Source organism: Pantoea cypripedii, assembly GCF_011395035.1.
Lineage (GTDB): Bacteria > Pseudomonadota > Gammaproteobacteria > Enterobacterales > Enterobacteriaceae > Pantoea > Pantoea cypripedii_A.
In genome coordinates this window covers 165,757-180,839 of the sequence record NZ_CP024769.1, presented here as the reverse complement: position 1 = coordinate 180,839, position 15,083 = coordinate 165,757, and the positions used below count along the sequence as shown (strand labels likewise).

Sequence of the window (15,083 nt, the reverse complement as noted above, 5' to 3'; positions counted from 1 at the left end):
CACACGGCGTCGGTAACGGCGCCGTCAGGGAGCGCCGATGACACTCTGGCAAATTTTACGCCAGCGCTGCTGGGGACTTTTCCTGGTCGTCGCTGGGGTCTGCGTGATCACCTTTATTATCTCGCACCTGATACCGGGCGATCCGGCGCGCCTGCTGGCCGGAGACCGGGCCAGTGAGGCGATTGTGCAGCATATCCGTCAGCAACTCGGGCTGGATCAACCTTTATGGGTGCAGTTCGGACGCTATGTCATGGCCTTACTGCATGGCGATCTTGGCACCTCGATCCGCACTGGACGCCCAGTGCTGGAGGAGATGCGTACCTTTTTCCCCGCCACACTGGAACTGGCCAGCTGTGCGTTGGTGCTGGCGCTGCTGATTGGCATTCCGCTCGGCGTGCTGTCGGCGGTGTATCGCAATCGCTGGCTGGATCATCTGGTCCGTCTGCTGGCCATCACCGGCATTTCTACCCCGGCCTTCTGGCTCGGACTGGGGGTAATTGTGCTGTTCTACGGTCATCTGCAACTGTTACCCGGCGGCGGACGGTTGGATGACTGGCTCGATCCGCCCGCTCGGATCACCGGCTTTTACACGATTGATGCCTTGCTGGCGGGCGACAGCGACGTATTTTTCAATGCGCTCCAGCATCTGATTCTGCCCTCGCTGACACTGGCCTTTGTTCATCTTGGCATTGTGGCGCGCCAGATCCGTGGCGCGATGCTGGAACAACTCAGCGAAGACTATATCCGTACCGCGCGTGCCAGCGGGTTACCGAATCGGGTGATCATCCTGCGTTATGCCCTGCCAAACGCACTGATCCCCTCCGTCACGGTATTGGGTCTGGCGCTGGGTGACCTGTTGTACGGTGCCGTCCTCACTGAAACCGTATTTTCCTGGCCCGGCATGGGCGCATGGGTGGTGGCCTCCATCCAGGCACTCGATTTCCCGGCAGTAATGGGTTTTGCCGTGGTGGTTTCTTTTGTTTATGTGCTGGTCAATCTGGCGGTGGATCTGATCTACCTGTGGATCGACCCGCGCATCGGTCGCGGAGGTGACGCATGATGATGACGGAAGTCGAACCGCGTGTGCGCCGCAGCAAAGTCTGGCCTGCCCGCCTGAAACGAACCTTCTGGCTGCTGCGCCAAAGCCCGCTCACCTTAGTGGGGGGGCTGATTATGCTGCTGATGTTAATGTTGCTGGTGCTGTCGCCGTGGCTGGCACCTTACGATCCCAATGCGCTGGATCTCACCGCCAGGTTGCAGGCACCCTCAGCGCTGCACTGGTTCGGCACCGATGAAGTGGGTCGCGACCTGTTCAGCCGCGTACTGGTTGGCAGCCAGCAATCCATGGTGGCGGGATTGATGGTGGTGGTGATTGCCGGAGGGATTGGCTCGCTGCTGGGCTGCTTTTCCGGCGTGCTGGGCGGGCGCGGTGATGCGCTGATCATGCGGTTGATGGATATCATGTTATCGATTCCGTCGCTGGTGCTGACCATGGCGCTGGCGGCGGCGCTGGGGCCGAGCCTGGTGAATGCCATGCTGGCGATTGCCATCGTGCGTATCCCGTTTTACGTGCGACTGGCGCGCGGACAAACCCTGATCGTGCGCCAGTTTACCTATGTGCAGGCCGCACGCACCTTTGGTGCCTCACGCTGGCATCTGATCAGCTGGCATATCCTGCGTAATGCCCTGCCGCCGTTGATCGTGCAGGCATCACTGGATATTGGCAGCGCCATCCTGATGGCGGCAACGCTGGGTTTTATCGGCCTTGGCGCGCAGCAACCCACCGCCGAATGGGGGGCGATGGTCGCGGTCGGTCGTAATTACGTGCTGGACCAATGGTGGTATTGCACCTTCCCCGGTGCGGCGATCCTGATCACCGCGGTCGGCTTTAATCTGTTTGGTGACGGACTGCGCGACCTGCTTGATCCAAAAACGGGAGGACAACACTGATGGTGGCTCCGGTACTGGAAATGCGCGATGTGCAGTTAAGCTTCCCGATTTATCAGGGCGAAGTCCACGCGCTGAATCATGTGTCGCTGAATGTGGGACGTGGCGAGATTGTGGGTGTGGTGGGTGAGTCTGGCTCCGGGAAATCGGTCACGGCGATGCTGGCCATGCGTCTGCTGCCAGAGGGACGTTATCGCGTGCCACAGGGTGAGGTCACGCTACTCGGGGAAGATGTGTTACACGCCAGCGAAAAGCAGCTACGACAATGGCGTGGCTCGCGCGTGGCGATGATTTTTCAGGAACCGATGACGGCACTCAACCCGACCCGACGCATTGGTCGGCAAATCATTGAGGTGATCCGTCATCACCAGGCGCTGACACGCAAATCTGCACAAGAAAAAGCCATCAGCCTGCTGGAGGAGATGCAAATCCCCGATGCCGCGCAGGTGATGAAACGCTATCCGTTTGAACTCTCGGGCGGCATGCGCCAGCGCGTGATGATTGCGCTGGCCTTCTCCTGTGACCCGACGCTGATCATCGCCGATGAACCGACCACCGCGCTGGATGTGACGGTGCAACTTCAGGTGCTGCGCCTGCTGAAGCAAAAAGCGCGTACCAGCGGCACCTCGGTACTGTTTATCAGCCATGACATGGCGGTGGTGTCGCAGTTATGCGATCGCTTGTACGTGATGTATGCCGGTAGCGTGATTGAACGTGGCGCGACTCAGGATCTGATTCGCCACCCGGTTCATCCTTATACCCAGGGGTTATTGCAGTGTGCACCGGAACAGCGCGCACCACGCTCAACCTTGCCCGCGATCCCCGGCACCGTACCCAATCTGGCGCATTTGCCGACAGGCTGTGCCTTCCGCGATCGCTGCTTCGCCGCCGGACCACGCTGCGCTGAAATCCCCACGCTGCAACCCTGCGGCAACGCCAGCCAGTTTACCGCCTGCTGGTATCCGCAACAGGAGAACGCCTATGTCTGATATGTTGCTGGAACTGCGCGATGTGCACGTCAACTTTCCGCTGCGCCGTAACTGGCTGGGTCGTGTGACTGAACAGGCCCATGCGCTGAATGGGCTCGATCTGCAACTAAAACGCGGCGAAACGCTGGGAATTGTCGGCGAATCGGGCTGCGGAAAAAGCACCCTCGCCCAGTTGCTGATGGGTATGCTGCAACCACAGCAGGGTGAGTGTCAGCGTAGCGGACAGGCCAAAAGCACGATGCAAATGGTGTTTCAGGACCCGCTATCCTCGCTGGACCCGCGCCTGCCGGTGTGGCGCATTATCACCGAGCCGGTATGGATTCAGCAGCGCCTGAAGGAATCCGCACGCCGACAGCTGGCGGCAGAGCTGGCACAACTGGTGGGGATTCGCGTGGAATATCTTGATCGCCTGCCACACGCTTTTTCTGGCGGACAACGTCAGCGTATCGCTATCGCCCGGGCGCTTTCCTCCAGCCCGGATATTATCGTGCTGGATGAACCCACCTCGGCGCTGGATATTTCGGTACAGGCTCAGATCCTCAATCTGCTGGTCACGCTGCAACAGCAGCGCAACCTGACTTATGTGCTGATCTCACACAACGTATCCGTTGTACGCCATATGAGCGACCGCGTGGCGGTGATGTATCTGGGGCAAATTGTCGAGCTGGGTCAGGCGGAGCAGGTCTTATCGGAGCCACAACATCCTTATACCCGGCTGCTGCTGGCTTCGGTGCCTGATATTCACCAACCCCTCGCGGAGCATATCGCGTTACGTAAAACCGATCTCCCCGGCAACCGTATCCTGCCTGCGGGCTGTTATTTTCGCGATCGCTGCCCGCAGGCAAATGAGGGATGTGGGCAGCCGCAGACGCTGCGGGTGATCGGAGGAGAACGATCGGTACGTTGCTGGCAGGTTACGGGTTCAGACTAACAATCCGCCCTTCACGCGCGCTAACAAATGCCGCATCCAGCACTTCCAGCACGCTAATCGCCTGCTCCGTCGTAACCGGCGGAGCACTGCCGGTTTTCACCGCCGCCGCAAACGCGGCGTAATAATCATGATATGCCCCCTGCGCTGACGGGATCTTTTCATCCCCTGCCGCGGTATGTAGCGTGCCCCAGTGCTCCGGGGGTTCAAATCCCCAGTTGGCTCGATCATCCAGTGGACGCTGACCGGCATAGATCGCACGCGCCTGCACATCCGATCCCTGAGCAACATAGCTGCCCTTGTCACCGTATAACCGTAGCTCACGCATCGCCAGATGATTGATTTTACTTGAGGAAATATAAGAATGGGCACCACTGCTGTGGGTTAAGGTCAGCACAAAACTGGCATCCGTCGGCCCTTCGGGACGATCAACAATATCCAGATGCGCCAGCACTGCGGTCACCGGCCCCATCAGCCACATCGCCTGATCCACCAGATGGCTACCCATATCGCGCAGCAACCCACCCGTTTCACCGCCTTCCAGCGTGTGCGGCTCATCAAGATCCATACGGTTATGCAAGCGCCATAACTTGCCGACCTTTTGCTGTTCAATCAGCTGGCGTAACGTCTGCATATCCGCATCAAAACGACGGTTGTGATAAACACCGAGCACCACGCCTTTTGCGCGAGCAGCAGCAGCCAGCTCACGCCCGGTTTTTGCGTCCGGAGCAAAGGGTTTATCGGCAATCACCGCCACGCCCGCGCTAATCGCTTCCAGCACCAGTTCACGGCGCGTCTGAGGTGGCGTGGTAATGGTGACGATATCCACCCCGGCAGCCAGCAACGCTGTCAGGCTGGGGTAGATGGGGACATCCGGGAAATCAGCTCTGACTTTGGCAATCGTGGCAGGTGCGCGCGCCACTACACCCGCCAGTTCCAATCCTTCAGTTGCTGAAATAAATGGTGCATGGAAGTTCTGACCGCCAGTACCATAACCCACTAATCCAACTCTCATATTCCCTCCGTGAACGGCATAAGTTGTTGATGATGCATCATTGCAAACGATAGCAAAAATACACCGTTAAACAACACGAACATTTCATAATTGAGAGTTTCGGAACATTATTACTGCGCAGCCGGGAAGTAATGAACAGGTGTGGGGAAATCCGCAGCGGTTTTGCCCAGCAACCGGTGCGGACGGAAATCATGCAGCAAAGCATTGGGAGCATCACTGATTAATTCCTCCGCCACCAGGCGACCAATCAGCGGCGACAACGTCATGCCGCTGTGCATCACCGCGAGATACACCCGCTGATGCGGTGTGACAAATCCCAGCGCCGGTAAGCCATCTGCCGGACGTGCACGCTGGCCCACCACAATGCGCTCAATTTGCAACGAACCGGCGTCATCAAACAATTCGCGGTAACGCGCCTGCATTTGTCTGGCAAGGTCGCTGTCGGTCGCGGGTGGCGCGGCGGGATCGGCCTGGTCATCCATATCCAGCGCCTGTAACAGCAGGCGACCGCCGCCATCCGGACGCACATTCAACTGCGGTGAAATCAGGTTGGTGCCGAGCGATAACGGCTGCGGCGCGGTTCGCGCGAGGAAGCTACAGCCGATTTTATTGGGCTGGGTAGCGTCAGTCAGCGCCAGTTGCAGGCCGAGATGTGCCAGCAGTTCGGCAGACCAGCGTCCGGTCGCCACCACCAGCCGATCACCCTGCCAGTGTTCGCCGTTTTCCAGCTGTAAACGGACTTGGCTGGCGCTCTCCTGCACAGCTGTCACCTGACAATGCTGGTGCAATATCGCACCGGAGGCACGGGCATCAGCCCATAACCGCGCCAGATAAAGTGAGGGATAAAGCAATGATTCCGCAGGGAAATGCCACAGGCTGCCGCTGACCGCCGCACTGCGCAATTCCGGGATTTCGCGCTGCAATTCGCCCAGCGTCACTTCCCGCGCCGGATAACCCATAGATTGCAGCCGTGCGGCCCGCTGCTGCAGTTCTGCCTGCCCCGCCTCCGAGGCCCACTCCCAGGTGCCGCAGGTTTCCAGCCAGCGCAAGCCCGAGGGATGCGACAGCTGCAATTTCACGTGTTCTTCCATCGACAGCACATTAAGCTGGTGATAACTCTCGGGTTGTTTGCCATTGGAGTTAAGCCAGGCAAACGAGGTGCTGCTGGTACCTGCGCCCATATGTTGCTGCTCGAAAATGGTGACCTGCACGCCCTGCAAGGCCAGCGCACGCGCTACCGCCATGCCGATGACGCCACCACCAATCACTGCAATTTTTTGCGCTGTCATATCTGGCTCCCTGAAAAAAAAATCAACCATATCATAATCAATAGCGGCCAGCGGAAAGTAAATTCCCGCCAGCTGCATTGCCACAATGGATATAAGTTTTTCTTCTGAAGTCAGATAATAAAATTATACCGGGCTGACAATTTCTCCGGTGGAGAAATAAGACAACAGGTTCTCCAGCACATTATTTGCCATCTGCTCACGCGTTTCATAGGTAGCGCTGGCAATATGCGGCATTAATATCACATTCTCCAGCGCACACAGGGCTGGGTTAATAATCGGTTCCTGCGGATAAACATCCAGTGCCGCGCCCTTAATGACCCCCTGCTGTAATGCCGCAATCAGATCCGTTTCATTAACCACATTGCCGCGCGCCACATTGATCAGCACCCCCTCGGCACCGAGCGCTTTCAGCACGGTTTTATCGACAATATGCTGATTCTCCGTGCTACCCGGCAGAGCCAGCACCAGAAAATCGCTGAATGCCGCCAGTTGTTCGATATTATCGCAGCGACGATAGCTCACCGCTTTGGCACTACGGGCAGTATAGGCCACCTCCATACCAAAGGCCTCTGCGCGGCGGGCAATCGCCAGACCAATCGCGCCAAGCCCGGCGATGCCGAGCTTTTTGCCGCTGACTTTGCTGGAAAGCGCCGGAGCCTGCACTTCCCACTGGCCGGAACGGGCAAACTGATCGTAATGCAGCAATTTACGGGAAAAGGCCAGCGTCAGTCCCAGCGCCAGATCCGCCACGTCATCGGTCAGAATATCTTTGGTGATACTGACCTGTATCTGGCGTGATGCGGCATTGGCAAGGTCAATACGATCGGTACCGACACCAAAAACGGCAATCGCTTTACAGGCCGGTAATTGCGCCAGCAGAGAATTATCCACCCCAACGTCACCCCGCGTGACAATTGCCTCGATGGACTTTCCCTCGCGCTGCAAAAATAACGCCGCATCATCATGCTCATATAAGCGATGGCAGTGAAAATGTTGCGTCAGCTTTTCATCCAGCAGCGGCATCAACGGCTGAATAATAAGGATTTCAGGTTGTGTGGTTGGCATTTTTCTTTCCGCGATAAATTGGGTTCATCCTCAGACTAACGGATTAACGTTATGTTACGGCGAGTGGTTACTTTTTTCGTCGCAGCGATCACGTTAACTATTGCGCAGCTTTAGGCCAGTCATATTCAGAGTCTCAATACAAATCGCTTCGCTTATCTGGCGAAGTCCCCCTGTGCAGTCTACGGTTAAAAAAACCACAAAGATTTAATAACCTTTGGAAAACGCTATGTCTGCCCGTGTTGATACTCTTGCCAACCCGCACAGCGAGCTGCACCGGCTGCAACAGCGGTTGCAGTTACATCTTGAGCAGTTGCTCCCTGGCGGGCAGCAGGCAGATCGCGTGCGGGCAGCAATGCGGGCAGGCACACTGGCACCCGGCAAACGCATTCGTCCCTTGCTGCTGTTGCTGGCGGCGCATGATATGGGGTGCGACATCCAACAACCGGGCCTGCTCGACCTCGCTTGCGCGGTGGAGATGGTGCACGCCGCGTCGTTGATTCTTGATGACATCCCCTCAATGGATAATGCGCAGATGCGTCGCGGCCGCCCCACCGTGCACCGCGAATTTGGCGAGAATGTCGCCATCCTCGCGGCGGTGGCGCTGCTTAGCCGCGCTTTTGAGGTGATCGCACTGGCACCCGGCCTGGCAGCAAAACATAAATCCGCCGCCGTTGCCGAGCTATCTTCGGCGGTAGGTTTACAGGGACTGGTGCAGGGGCAATTTCAGGATCTGCATGATGGCGCTCATATACGCAGTGCCGAAGCCATCGAACTCACCAATGAACTCAAAACCAGCGTGTTATTCCGCGCCACGCTACAAATGGCGGCAATCGCAGCAAACGCTTCGCCATCGGTACGACAGAAACTGAGCTTTTTTGCTCAGGACTTAGGCCAGGCCTTTCAGTTACTTGACGATCTCGCCGATGGCGGCAAGCACACCGGTAAAGATCGCCACCAGGACGCGGGAAAATCCACACTGGTGGCGATGCTGGGGGCAGAAGGTGCCGAGCGCCGCTTACGTGACCATCTGCGCAGCGCCGATGCGCATCTGGCCTGCGCCTGCCATCGCGGTATGGCTACCCGCCAGTACATGCACGCCCTGTTTAATCAACAGCTGGCGAGGTTCAACTGAGCAGCGACTATGACGTCATCCTGGTGGGGGCCGGGCTGGCAAACGGGCTGATCGCTTTGCGGCTGCGCCAGCAACATCCCACGCTGAAATGCCTGCTGCTGGAAAGCCAGCCCCAGGCAGGCGGTAACCACACCTGGTCGTTTCATCAGGAGGATTTACATGCCGATCAGCATCGCTGGATCGCGCCACTGGTTACCCGGCGCTGGTCAGGATATCAGGTGCGTTTCCCGGCGTTGCAACGCACCCTGCCCGGTGATTATTTCACGATTTCGTCGGCCACCTTTGCCCGTCAGCTGCATGCCATCTTCGGCGATGACCTCTGCACCCACTGTACCGTACAACAGCTGACGCCCTGTAGCGTCACGCTGGCTGATGGCCGCCAATGGCAGGCTCCGGTGGTGATCGACGGTCGTGGCGTGCAATATTCCCCGCATCTGTCCCTCGGCTATCAGGTGTTTATCGGTCAGGAATGGCAACTGGCGCAACCGCATGGGCTGACCCAACCGATACTGATGGATGCAACAGTGCCGCAGCAGCAAGGTTACCGGTTTGTCTACACCCTGCCACTCAGCAATGACCGGTTGCTGATTGAGGACACCCACTATATCGATACCCCTCTGCTGGCACAGGAAGTGGCACGACAGCATATCGCCGATTATGCCCGACAGCAGCGCTGGCACTTAAGCCTGCTGATACGTGAGGAACGCGGCGCATTGCCCATCACCCTGAGCGGAGATATTGACGCTTTCTGGCAGCAGCAACGTGGGCAGCCATGCAGCGGCCTGCGCGCCGGATTGTTCCACGCCACCACCGGCTATTCATTACCCACGGCGGTGGCGCTGGCGGAACACATCGCCAGCCTGCTGCCCACCGATGCCAATACGCTGAGCCAACATATCGAGACCTTTGCCCGACGACAGTGGCGTGAGCAACGCTTTTTCCGCCTGCTGAATCGCATGCTGTTTCTCGCCGGTCAGCCCAATCAACGCTGGCGCGTGATGCAACGTTTTTACCAGCTGAATGCCGGATTAATTGGCCGCTTTTATGCCGGGCAGCTGACCCTTACCGACAAAGTACGCATTCTGTGCGGCAAACCTCCGGTCCCACCCGCTGCCGCGTTGCGGGCGCTGCTGGCGACAAAAGTGCAAACAGGGAAGAAACCATGAAGCGTATTTACGTGATTGGCGCGGGCTTTGGCGGCCTGGCGCTGGCAATCCGTCTACAGGCAGCGGGCATCCCTACCACCGTGCTGGAGCAGCGCGATAAACCCGGTGGCCGTGCTTATGTCTGGCAGGATCAGGGGTTTACCTTCGATGCCGGCCCCACGGTGATTACCGATCCCACCGCCATTGAGGCGCTGTTCACGCTGGCGGGCAAGTCATTGCGTGATTATGTCGAACTGATGCCCGTCACCCCCTTTTATCGCCTGTGCTGGGAGGATGGTCGGACGCTCGATTATGACAACGACCAGACCCGGCTGGAGCAACAAATCGCCGCATTTAACCCGCCTGATGTGGCGGGATACCGTCAGTTTCTCGCCTATTCACGCGATGTCTTCAATGAGGGTTACCTGAAACTCGGCACCGTCCCTTTTTTGTCGCTACGCGCTATGCTGCGCGCCGGTCCGCAACTCGGTCGCTTGCAGGCATGGCGCAGCGTTTACAGCATGGTGGCGAAGTTTGTGCAGGATGACCATCTGCGTCAGGCTTTTTCTTTTCACTCGCTGCTGGTGGGCGGTAATCCGTTTGCCACATCATCGATTTATACCTTAATCCATGCGCTGGAACGTGAATGGGGCGTGTGGTTTCCGCGTGGTGGCACCGGGGCGCTGATCAACGCCATGGTGAAGCTGTTTCAGGATCTCGGCGGCGAACTGTTGCTGAATGCGCAGGTGGACAGGCTTGAAACTGAGGGTGACCGGATAAGCGGTGTGCAGCTGGCCGATGGGCGACGTTTTGCCGCAGCGGCAGTGGCCTCCAACGCCGATGTGGTTCATACCTATGCCAGCCTGTTGGCGCATCATCCCCTGGCCGCCAAACGCGCTGCTGCGCTAAAACGCAAACGCATGAGTAACTCGCTGTTTGTACTTTATTTCGGCCTGAATCAACCACATGCGCAGTTGGCACATCACACGGTATGTTTCGGCCCACGCTATCGCGGGTTGATTGATGAGATTTTCCATAGCAACCAGCTTTCGCCGGATTTCTCGCTGTATCTGCATGCCCCCTGCGCCAGCGATCCGGGTCTGGCACCGCCGGGATGTGGCAGTTTTTATGTGCTGACGCCCGTGCCACATCTGGGCACGGCGGATATTGACTGGCAGCAGGAAGGCCCGCGCTTACGCGATCGTATTTTTGCTTATCTTGAGCAGCACCAGATGCCTGGTTTGCGTTCGCAACTGGTGACCGAGCGCATGTTCACGCCCTTTGATTTTCGCGACACGCTACATGCCCATCATGGCTCAGCGTTTTCGCTGGAACCAATTCTGACGCAGAGCGCCTGGTTCCGGCCACACAATCGCGATGCTGCGATTCATAATTTATATCTGGTTGGCGCAGGCACCCATCCCGGTGCCGGGGTTCCTGGGGTCATTGGCTCGGCCAAAGCCACTGCGCAACTGATGCTGGAGGATCTTGCCGGATGAGTATGCCGCTAATGGAGCACGCCACCTGGACCATGGCTGCTGGCTCAAAAAGTTTTTCAACCGCTGCAAAGCTGTTTGATGCCTCAACGCGACGCAGCACGCTGATGCTGTATGCCTGGTGTCGTTATTGCGATGACGTCATTGATGGCCAAACGCTGGGAATGCCCGGATCGCAGCATGCTGTCGATGATGCACTGGCCCGTATGGCGCATTTGCAACTGGAAACTCGCCGGGCCTACAGCGGTGCCACCATGACTGAACCGGCGTTTGCAGCCTTTCAGGAAGTGGCGTTGATGCACCATATCCCACCGCAACTGGCTTTCGACCATCTCGAAGGTTTTGCTATGGATGCGCGTAACCAGCGCTATCTGAGCTTCGACGATACCCTGCGCTACTGCTATCACGTCGCGGGGGTGGTGGGTTTAATGATGGCGCGCGTCATGGGGGTGCGTGATGAAAAGGTGCTGGATCACGCCTGTGATTTAGGGCTGGCGTTTCAGCTGACCAATATCGCACGCGATATCATCGAGGACGCACGCAATGGTCGCTGCTATCTGCCTTCGGACTGGCTGCATCCGCTGGGTTTACACGCCGAAAACCTCGCCGATGTGCAACATCGTGCAGCGATTGCCACGTTAGCTGCACGGCTGGTGGCAGAAGCAGAACCTTATTATCAGTCCGCATACGCCGGATTGTCAGGGCTGCCGCTGCGTTCGGCCTGGGCTATCGCCACTGCTCACGGCGTGTATCGTGAAGTTGGCATGAAAGTATTGCAGGCAGGCGCACAGGCGTGGGATGCGCGTCAGCATACCAGCAAAGGTGAGAAACTTGGGTTACTGCTGAAGGGAGCCATGCTGGCAATGCGATCGCGGCTGGTTGCGCCATTGGCGCGCCCGGCTGGGCTGTGGCAACGACCGGAAAACCCCGCGCGATAAATCGCGCCGCTACCGTTGCGTATGATTCTTTGACACCCTTTCTCGCCCCTGTCGCTGGCGCAACGCCGCCTGTAACTTAGGCAACGGCGGGGCATATAAAAAACCGAACGAGACGCAACCTTCACGTCCGCGCACCGCGTGATGCATGCGGTGCGCCATATACAGGCGTTTGAGGTAACCGCGACGCGGAATATAGCGGAACGGCCAGCGTTGGTGAACCAGACCATCGTGCACCATAAAATACAGCGCACCGTATACCGTCATACCTGCGCCAATCCACTGCATGGGCCATAGCCCTTTGACGCCGAGGAAGATCAGCACAATCGCCAGCACAGCGAATGCCACGGCGTAGAGATCGTTGAGTTCGAATTTGTTGTGGTGTGGCTCATGGTGTGACAAATGCCAGCCCCATCCCCAGCCGTGCATGATGTATTTATGCGCCAGCGCGGCCACCACCTCCATCAGCACGACGGTGGAAAGCAGGATTAGCGTATTCAATAACCAAAGCATCATCCGTCCTTCTTCGTTAACGGGTCAGTATCCTTACTCAAAATAGCCCAGATTTTTGTCAGTGGTTGTCTTCCCCGGCCGCTAACTCTCTTGCCAGCATGATGACTTGCTCTTCCGTGGGCTCTTCCCGCAAATAAGCAGCCATTGCCGCCCGGCTGAGGTTATTTTCATCATTCTCACAGCGCAGGAGTGTCCCATCATCTTTTGTACCGTGATAATAAACCTGTCCGTTTTCCTGCCATTCTCGTAGGGTACATCGTATTTTTTTGGTTCCGGGCGCGGCGGGCCTGCTGAGTCGTTCAGTGAAAATTTCCCGCACCACAATACGTTCTCCTGCCGGAGTGAAGCCACGCAAAAATTCCCCATCTATATCTTCAATCACGACATACCAGAGCTGTTTTTTTGCCAGATTGACCAGCTGGCTATCGGGCTGGTCTGGCGTGGTTTTCACTTTTTTTCTTTCAGGTTCGTCACTTTTTGCGGGTTGATTTATAGCTGCATGATTAAACCAGTTCATACGACGTACCAGCTCGACTGCCAGAGCTTTATAAAATGGCACAGATCCGGGTATGTTCCTGTAGTGCATCGATTGCTGGATCAATATCCTGATGAGGTGTTCGATGTCCCCCTGCCGTGGAATGGGAGAAGATTGTCTGAGATAACTGCGTAATAAATCCAGCCAGCAATTAATCAGTTTATCCCGCCATATCTCTTCACTTTTTTTAGGGTTGTAAAAATCATAAGTATAGGGAATCGGCAGAAGACATCCTTTTACATAGCTGGCAGGTAAACTCCCCTTTTCCATTAACCAGGTTAAAATACAATTAACCGTACCCAGGACATGTGCAGAATTTTTTGGTTCATTGCGATAAAGACGCCCCATCATATTGGGAAGCTCTCCCCCCATTAATTTTAACCATTGCGCTGTTTCGGCGGGATAAGGCAACGCAATACTGGCCAGCTTTCTCATTGCGCCATTGGCTGCTCTGAAATCCGTTGTAATATCGCGCATAACATTACAGATGGTATTCAGATGCAGGTTAATCGATGCTCTGTCCTTGATTGCTTCTATCCTGGCCATCTCCGATGCAGGATCAGCCGTAGAACGTGCCTGAGGCGGTAAGCCTTTGAGAAATTTTTCATAGCCTAACTTCATCACCAATATACTCAGTAAATCGGATGTTCTGCTGACTAACGCATAGCGCAGCCAGTCATCATATTCCATTGCGCGTGCAGCCTCAGTGGAAGTTCTGGCTCTGAAAATGTCCTGTAACGGCGCGCCAGGATAACTGTTTCCCAGCATATTCATCGTGTTTTTAAAATAGGCTTCACGCACGTCGACATTATGCCCAATATACGCAACTTCATTGATTAACGCTTTTTGCAATTCATCCACATCACAGACCTCCTGCTCATTACACCCCTGCGGTATCAGATAGATGAAATCAAACGCCGGGTTCTCTGTTGTGAACATGTGACCAAGCTCATGTATCACTGTCTTGAATAATTCAGCCAGGCCGGTTGTCGACTGATTGCGGGCAAACCATATCCGGTTATGGGGATCCTGTGGGATGGTTGCCGCTGCCATAATGCTTCCTGGCGGGGTTGCAACGATAGCAAATTGGTTTTCATTTATTTCACCCGGCAGGTAAGTGGTTAACTGGCGCAACAAAGAGTGAACCTGCCCTAAAAAGTCGCGATAGATAGTAAAGGTGACGCGTTCTGGCCGAATACCCGTGCAAAATGCAATAGCATCCATCACTTCACCGACATGTTCCGGGTTTTTTATTTTCCTGAACGCTTCACCCACAACTTTATTCGCTAATACCAGCGCGGGTCGCAGATTAGGAAATTGCGCGTACACGCCCGCACCACGGGTCAAAATCACCATATGCTGTTGTTGCTGCGCATACATTTCACACGGGTCACCCTCACCCCGATAAGACGTTTGCGGTATCGGAGGAACATCGGTGGCGGGCGATGATGGCTGCTGTGATGTACTGGCACCAGTATTCATGTACGACATTTGCAGCGGATCACTACCCCTCCTATGCTCAGATATTGCCTGATTTACATCGCTGAGATTAATGCGCGCTAACCGTTGCTGTGAATTATTTAGCTCTGCCGCCCATTCTTTTCGGCTCAGCAAATGATCCAGACCTGACCGACTCCCCTGGGAACGTTGGGTATTTATTCTGATGGATTTGACTTTCCCCGTTCCCCGTCGATTTTCTTGTAACTTCGCGGTCAGAATAGCACTGACTGTCAGTGGTTCACGGCCACCCGTGACGGGTGTTTTATTACCAGAAAGAAAATGATTTTGAGCGATAACTTTCTCAGGCCGAACAATTCTTTCCCGGAGAATTGATGGCCGGGTTAATATCGTTTCAGGCCGCGCAATAGCACCATCAGAATACATTTTCTCTCGCGGCGGTAACGATGAGGATATTGCTGCAACCGAGGGGGTAATACGATTAACTGCCCCTGTCATTCTGGCAACAGGAAGTTGACGTGCTTGCACTGAAGGCTGAATGATCCCGCGCCCGGTCACTGGCACGATGACATTATTATCTGGCATAATATAAATGCTCTGCTGACTAGAGATGAAAGTTATTCAGGCCATCCTTAT

The 15,083-nt window shown here is 56.0% G+C and carries 13 protein-coding genes; 8 read left to right on the top strand and 5 right to left on the bottom strand.

Features of this window, described 5'->3' with window-relative positions; all coding sequences use genetic code 11:
- The first annotated feature begins 37 nt into the window (after positions 1-37).
- Genes CUN67_RS21235 through CUN67_RS21220 form a run of 4 tightly spaced genes read left to right on the top strand, consistent with a single transcriptional unit; the run spans position 38 to position 3,867 of the window.
- Positions 38-1,060, top strand: coding sequence for an ABC transporter permease (locus CUN67_RS21235; RefSeq protein WP_208717442.1), 1,023 nt, complete (start codon positions 38-40; stop codon positions 1,058-1,060).
- The gene (gene ddpC / locus CUN67_RS21230; RefSeq protein ID WP_208717441.1) at positions 1,057-1,950 is read left to right on the top strand and encodes a D,D-dipeptide ABC transporter permease; all 894 of its coding nucleotides are present in this window, start codon (positions 1,057-1,059) and stop codon (positions 1,948-1,950) included. The genes CUN67_RS21235 and ddpC overlap by 4 nt, the downstream gene beginning before the upstream one ends.
- Positions 1,950-2,936, top strand: coding sequence for an ABC transporter ATP-binding protein (locus CUN67_RS21225; RefSeq protein WP_208717440.1), 987 nt, complete (start codon positions 1,950-1,952; stop codon positions 2,934-2,936). Before ddpC ends, CUN67_RS21225 begins: the two co-directional genes overlap by 1 nt.
- Complete coding sequence (locus CUN67_RS21220) at positions 2,929-3,867, top strand: oligopeptide/dipeptide ABC transporter ATP-binding protein (RefSeq protein WP_208717439.1); 939 nt, start codon at positions 2,929-2,931, stop codon at positions 3,865-3,867. Before CUN67_RS21225 ends, CUN67_RS21220 begins: the two co-directional genes overlap by 8 nt.
- Here CUN67_RS21220 and CUN67_RS21215 read toward each other — a convergent pair.
- The 3 genes from CUN67_RS21215 to CUN67_RS21205 all read right to left on the bottom strand — a co-directional run bounded on the left by CUN67_RS21215 (position 3,851) and on the right by CUN67_RS21205 (position 7,233).
- On the bottom strand, positions 3,851-4,879 hold the full coding sequence (locus CUN67_RS21215) for a Gfo/Idh/MocA family protein (protein WP_208717438.1): 1,029 nt from the start codon (positions 4,877-4,879) through the stop codon (positions 3,851-3,853). The two genes, CUN67_RS21220 and CUN67_RS21215, sit on opposite strands and share 17 nt — an antisense overlap.
- A 110-nt stretch (positions 4,880-4,989) precedes the next feature.
- A complete protein-coding gene (locus CUN67_RS21210; RefSeq protein WP_208717437.1) occupies positions 4,990-6,168 on the bottom strand; it encodes an NAD(P)/FAD-dependent oxidoreductase in 1,179 nt (392 codons plus the stop codon).
- A 123-nt stretch (positions 6,169-6,291) separates the two neighbouring features.
- Positions 6,292-7,233, bottom strand: coding sequence for a 2-hydroxyacid dehydrogenase (locus CUN67_RS21205; RefSeq protein ID WP_208717436.1), 942 nt, complete (start codon positions 7,231-7,233; stop codon positions 6,292-6,294).
- Between the two features lie 226 nt (positions 7,234-7,459).
- On the opposite strand from CUN67_RS21205, the gene CUN67_RS21200 reads away from it, so the two are divergent.
- From CUN67_RS21200 to crtB, 4 genes are read left to right on the top strand one after another with little or no spacing between them, the layout of a single operon-like run.
- Entirely contained in the window at positions 7,460-8,365 is a 906-nt protein-coding gene (locus CUN67_RS21200) for a polyprenyl synthetase family protein (RefSeq protein WP_208717435.1), read from the top strand.
- Positions 8,362-9,531 carry a lycopene beta-cyclase CrtY gene (gene crtY / locus CUN67_RS21195; protein WP_208717846.1) on the top strand — a complete coding sequence of 390 codons (1,170 nt, stop codon included), beginning with the start codon at positions 8,362-8,364 and terminating at the stop codon, positions 9,529-9,531. The genes CUN67_RS21200 and crtY overlap by 4 nt, the downstream gene beginning before the upstream one ends.
- Positions 9,528-11,009: a phytoene desaturase gene (locus CUN67_RS21190; RefSeq protein WP_208717434.1), complete on the top strand. Its 1,482-nt coding sequence runs from the start codon at positions 9,528-9,530 to the stop codon at positions 11,007-11,009. The genes crtY and CUN67_RS21190 overlap by 4 nt, the downstream gene beginning before the upstream one ends.
- Entirely contained in the window at positions 11,006-11,944 is a 939-nt protein-coding gene (gene crtB / locus CUN67_RS21185; protein ID WP_208717433.1) for a 15-cis-phytoene synthase CrtB, read from the top strand. Before CUN67_RS21190 ends, crtB begins: the two co-directional genes overlap by 4 nt.
- A 9-nt stretch (positions 11,945-11,953) precedes the next feature.
- Here the strand turns inward: crtB and CUN67_RS21180 are convergent, their stop codons facing one another.
- Positions 11,954-12,454, bottom strand: a complete 501-nt coding sequence (locus CUN67_RS21180) for a sterol desaturase family protein (protein ID WP_208717845.1) — start codon at positions 12,452-12,454, stop codon at positions 11,954-11,956.
- Between the two features lie 58 nt (positions 12,455-12,512).
- Positions 12,513-15,032, bottom strand: a complete 2,520-nt coding sequence (locus tag CUN67_RS21175; protein WP_208717432.1) for a hypothetical protein — start codon at positions 15,030-15,032, stop codon at positions 12,513-12,515.
- Positions 15,033-15,083 lie beyond the last annotated feature (51 nt).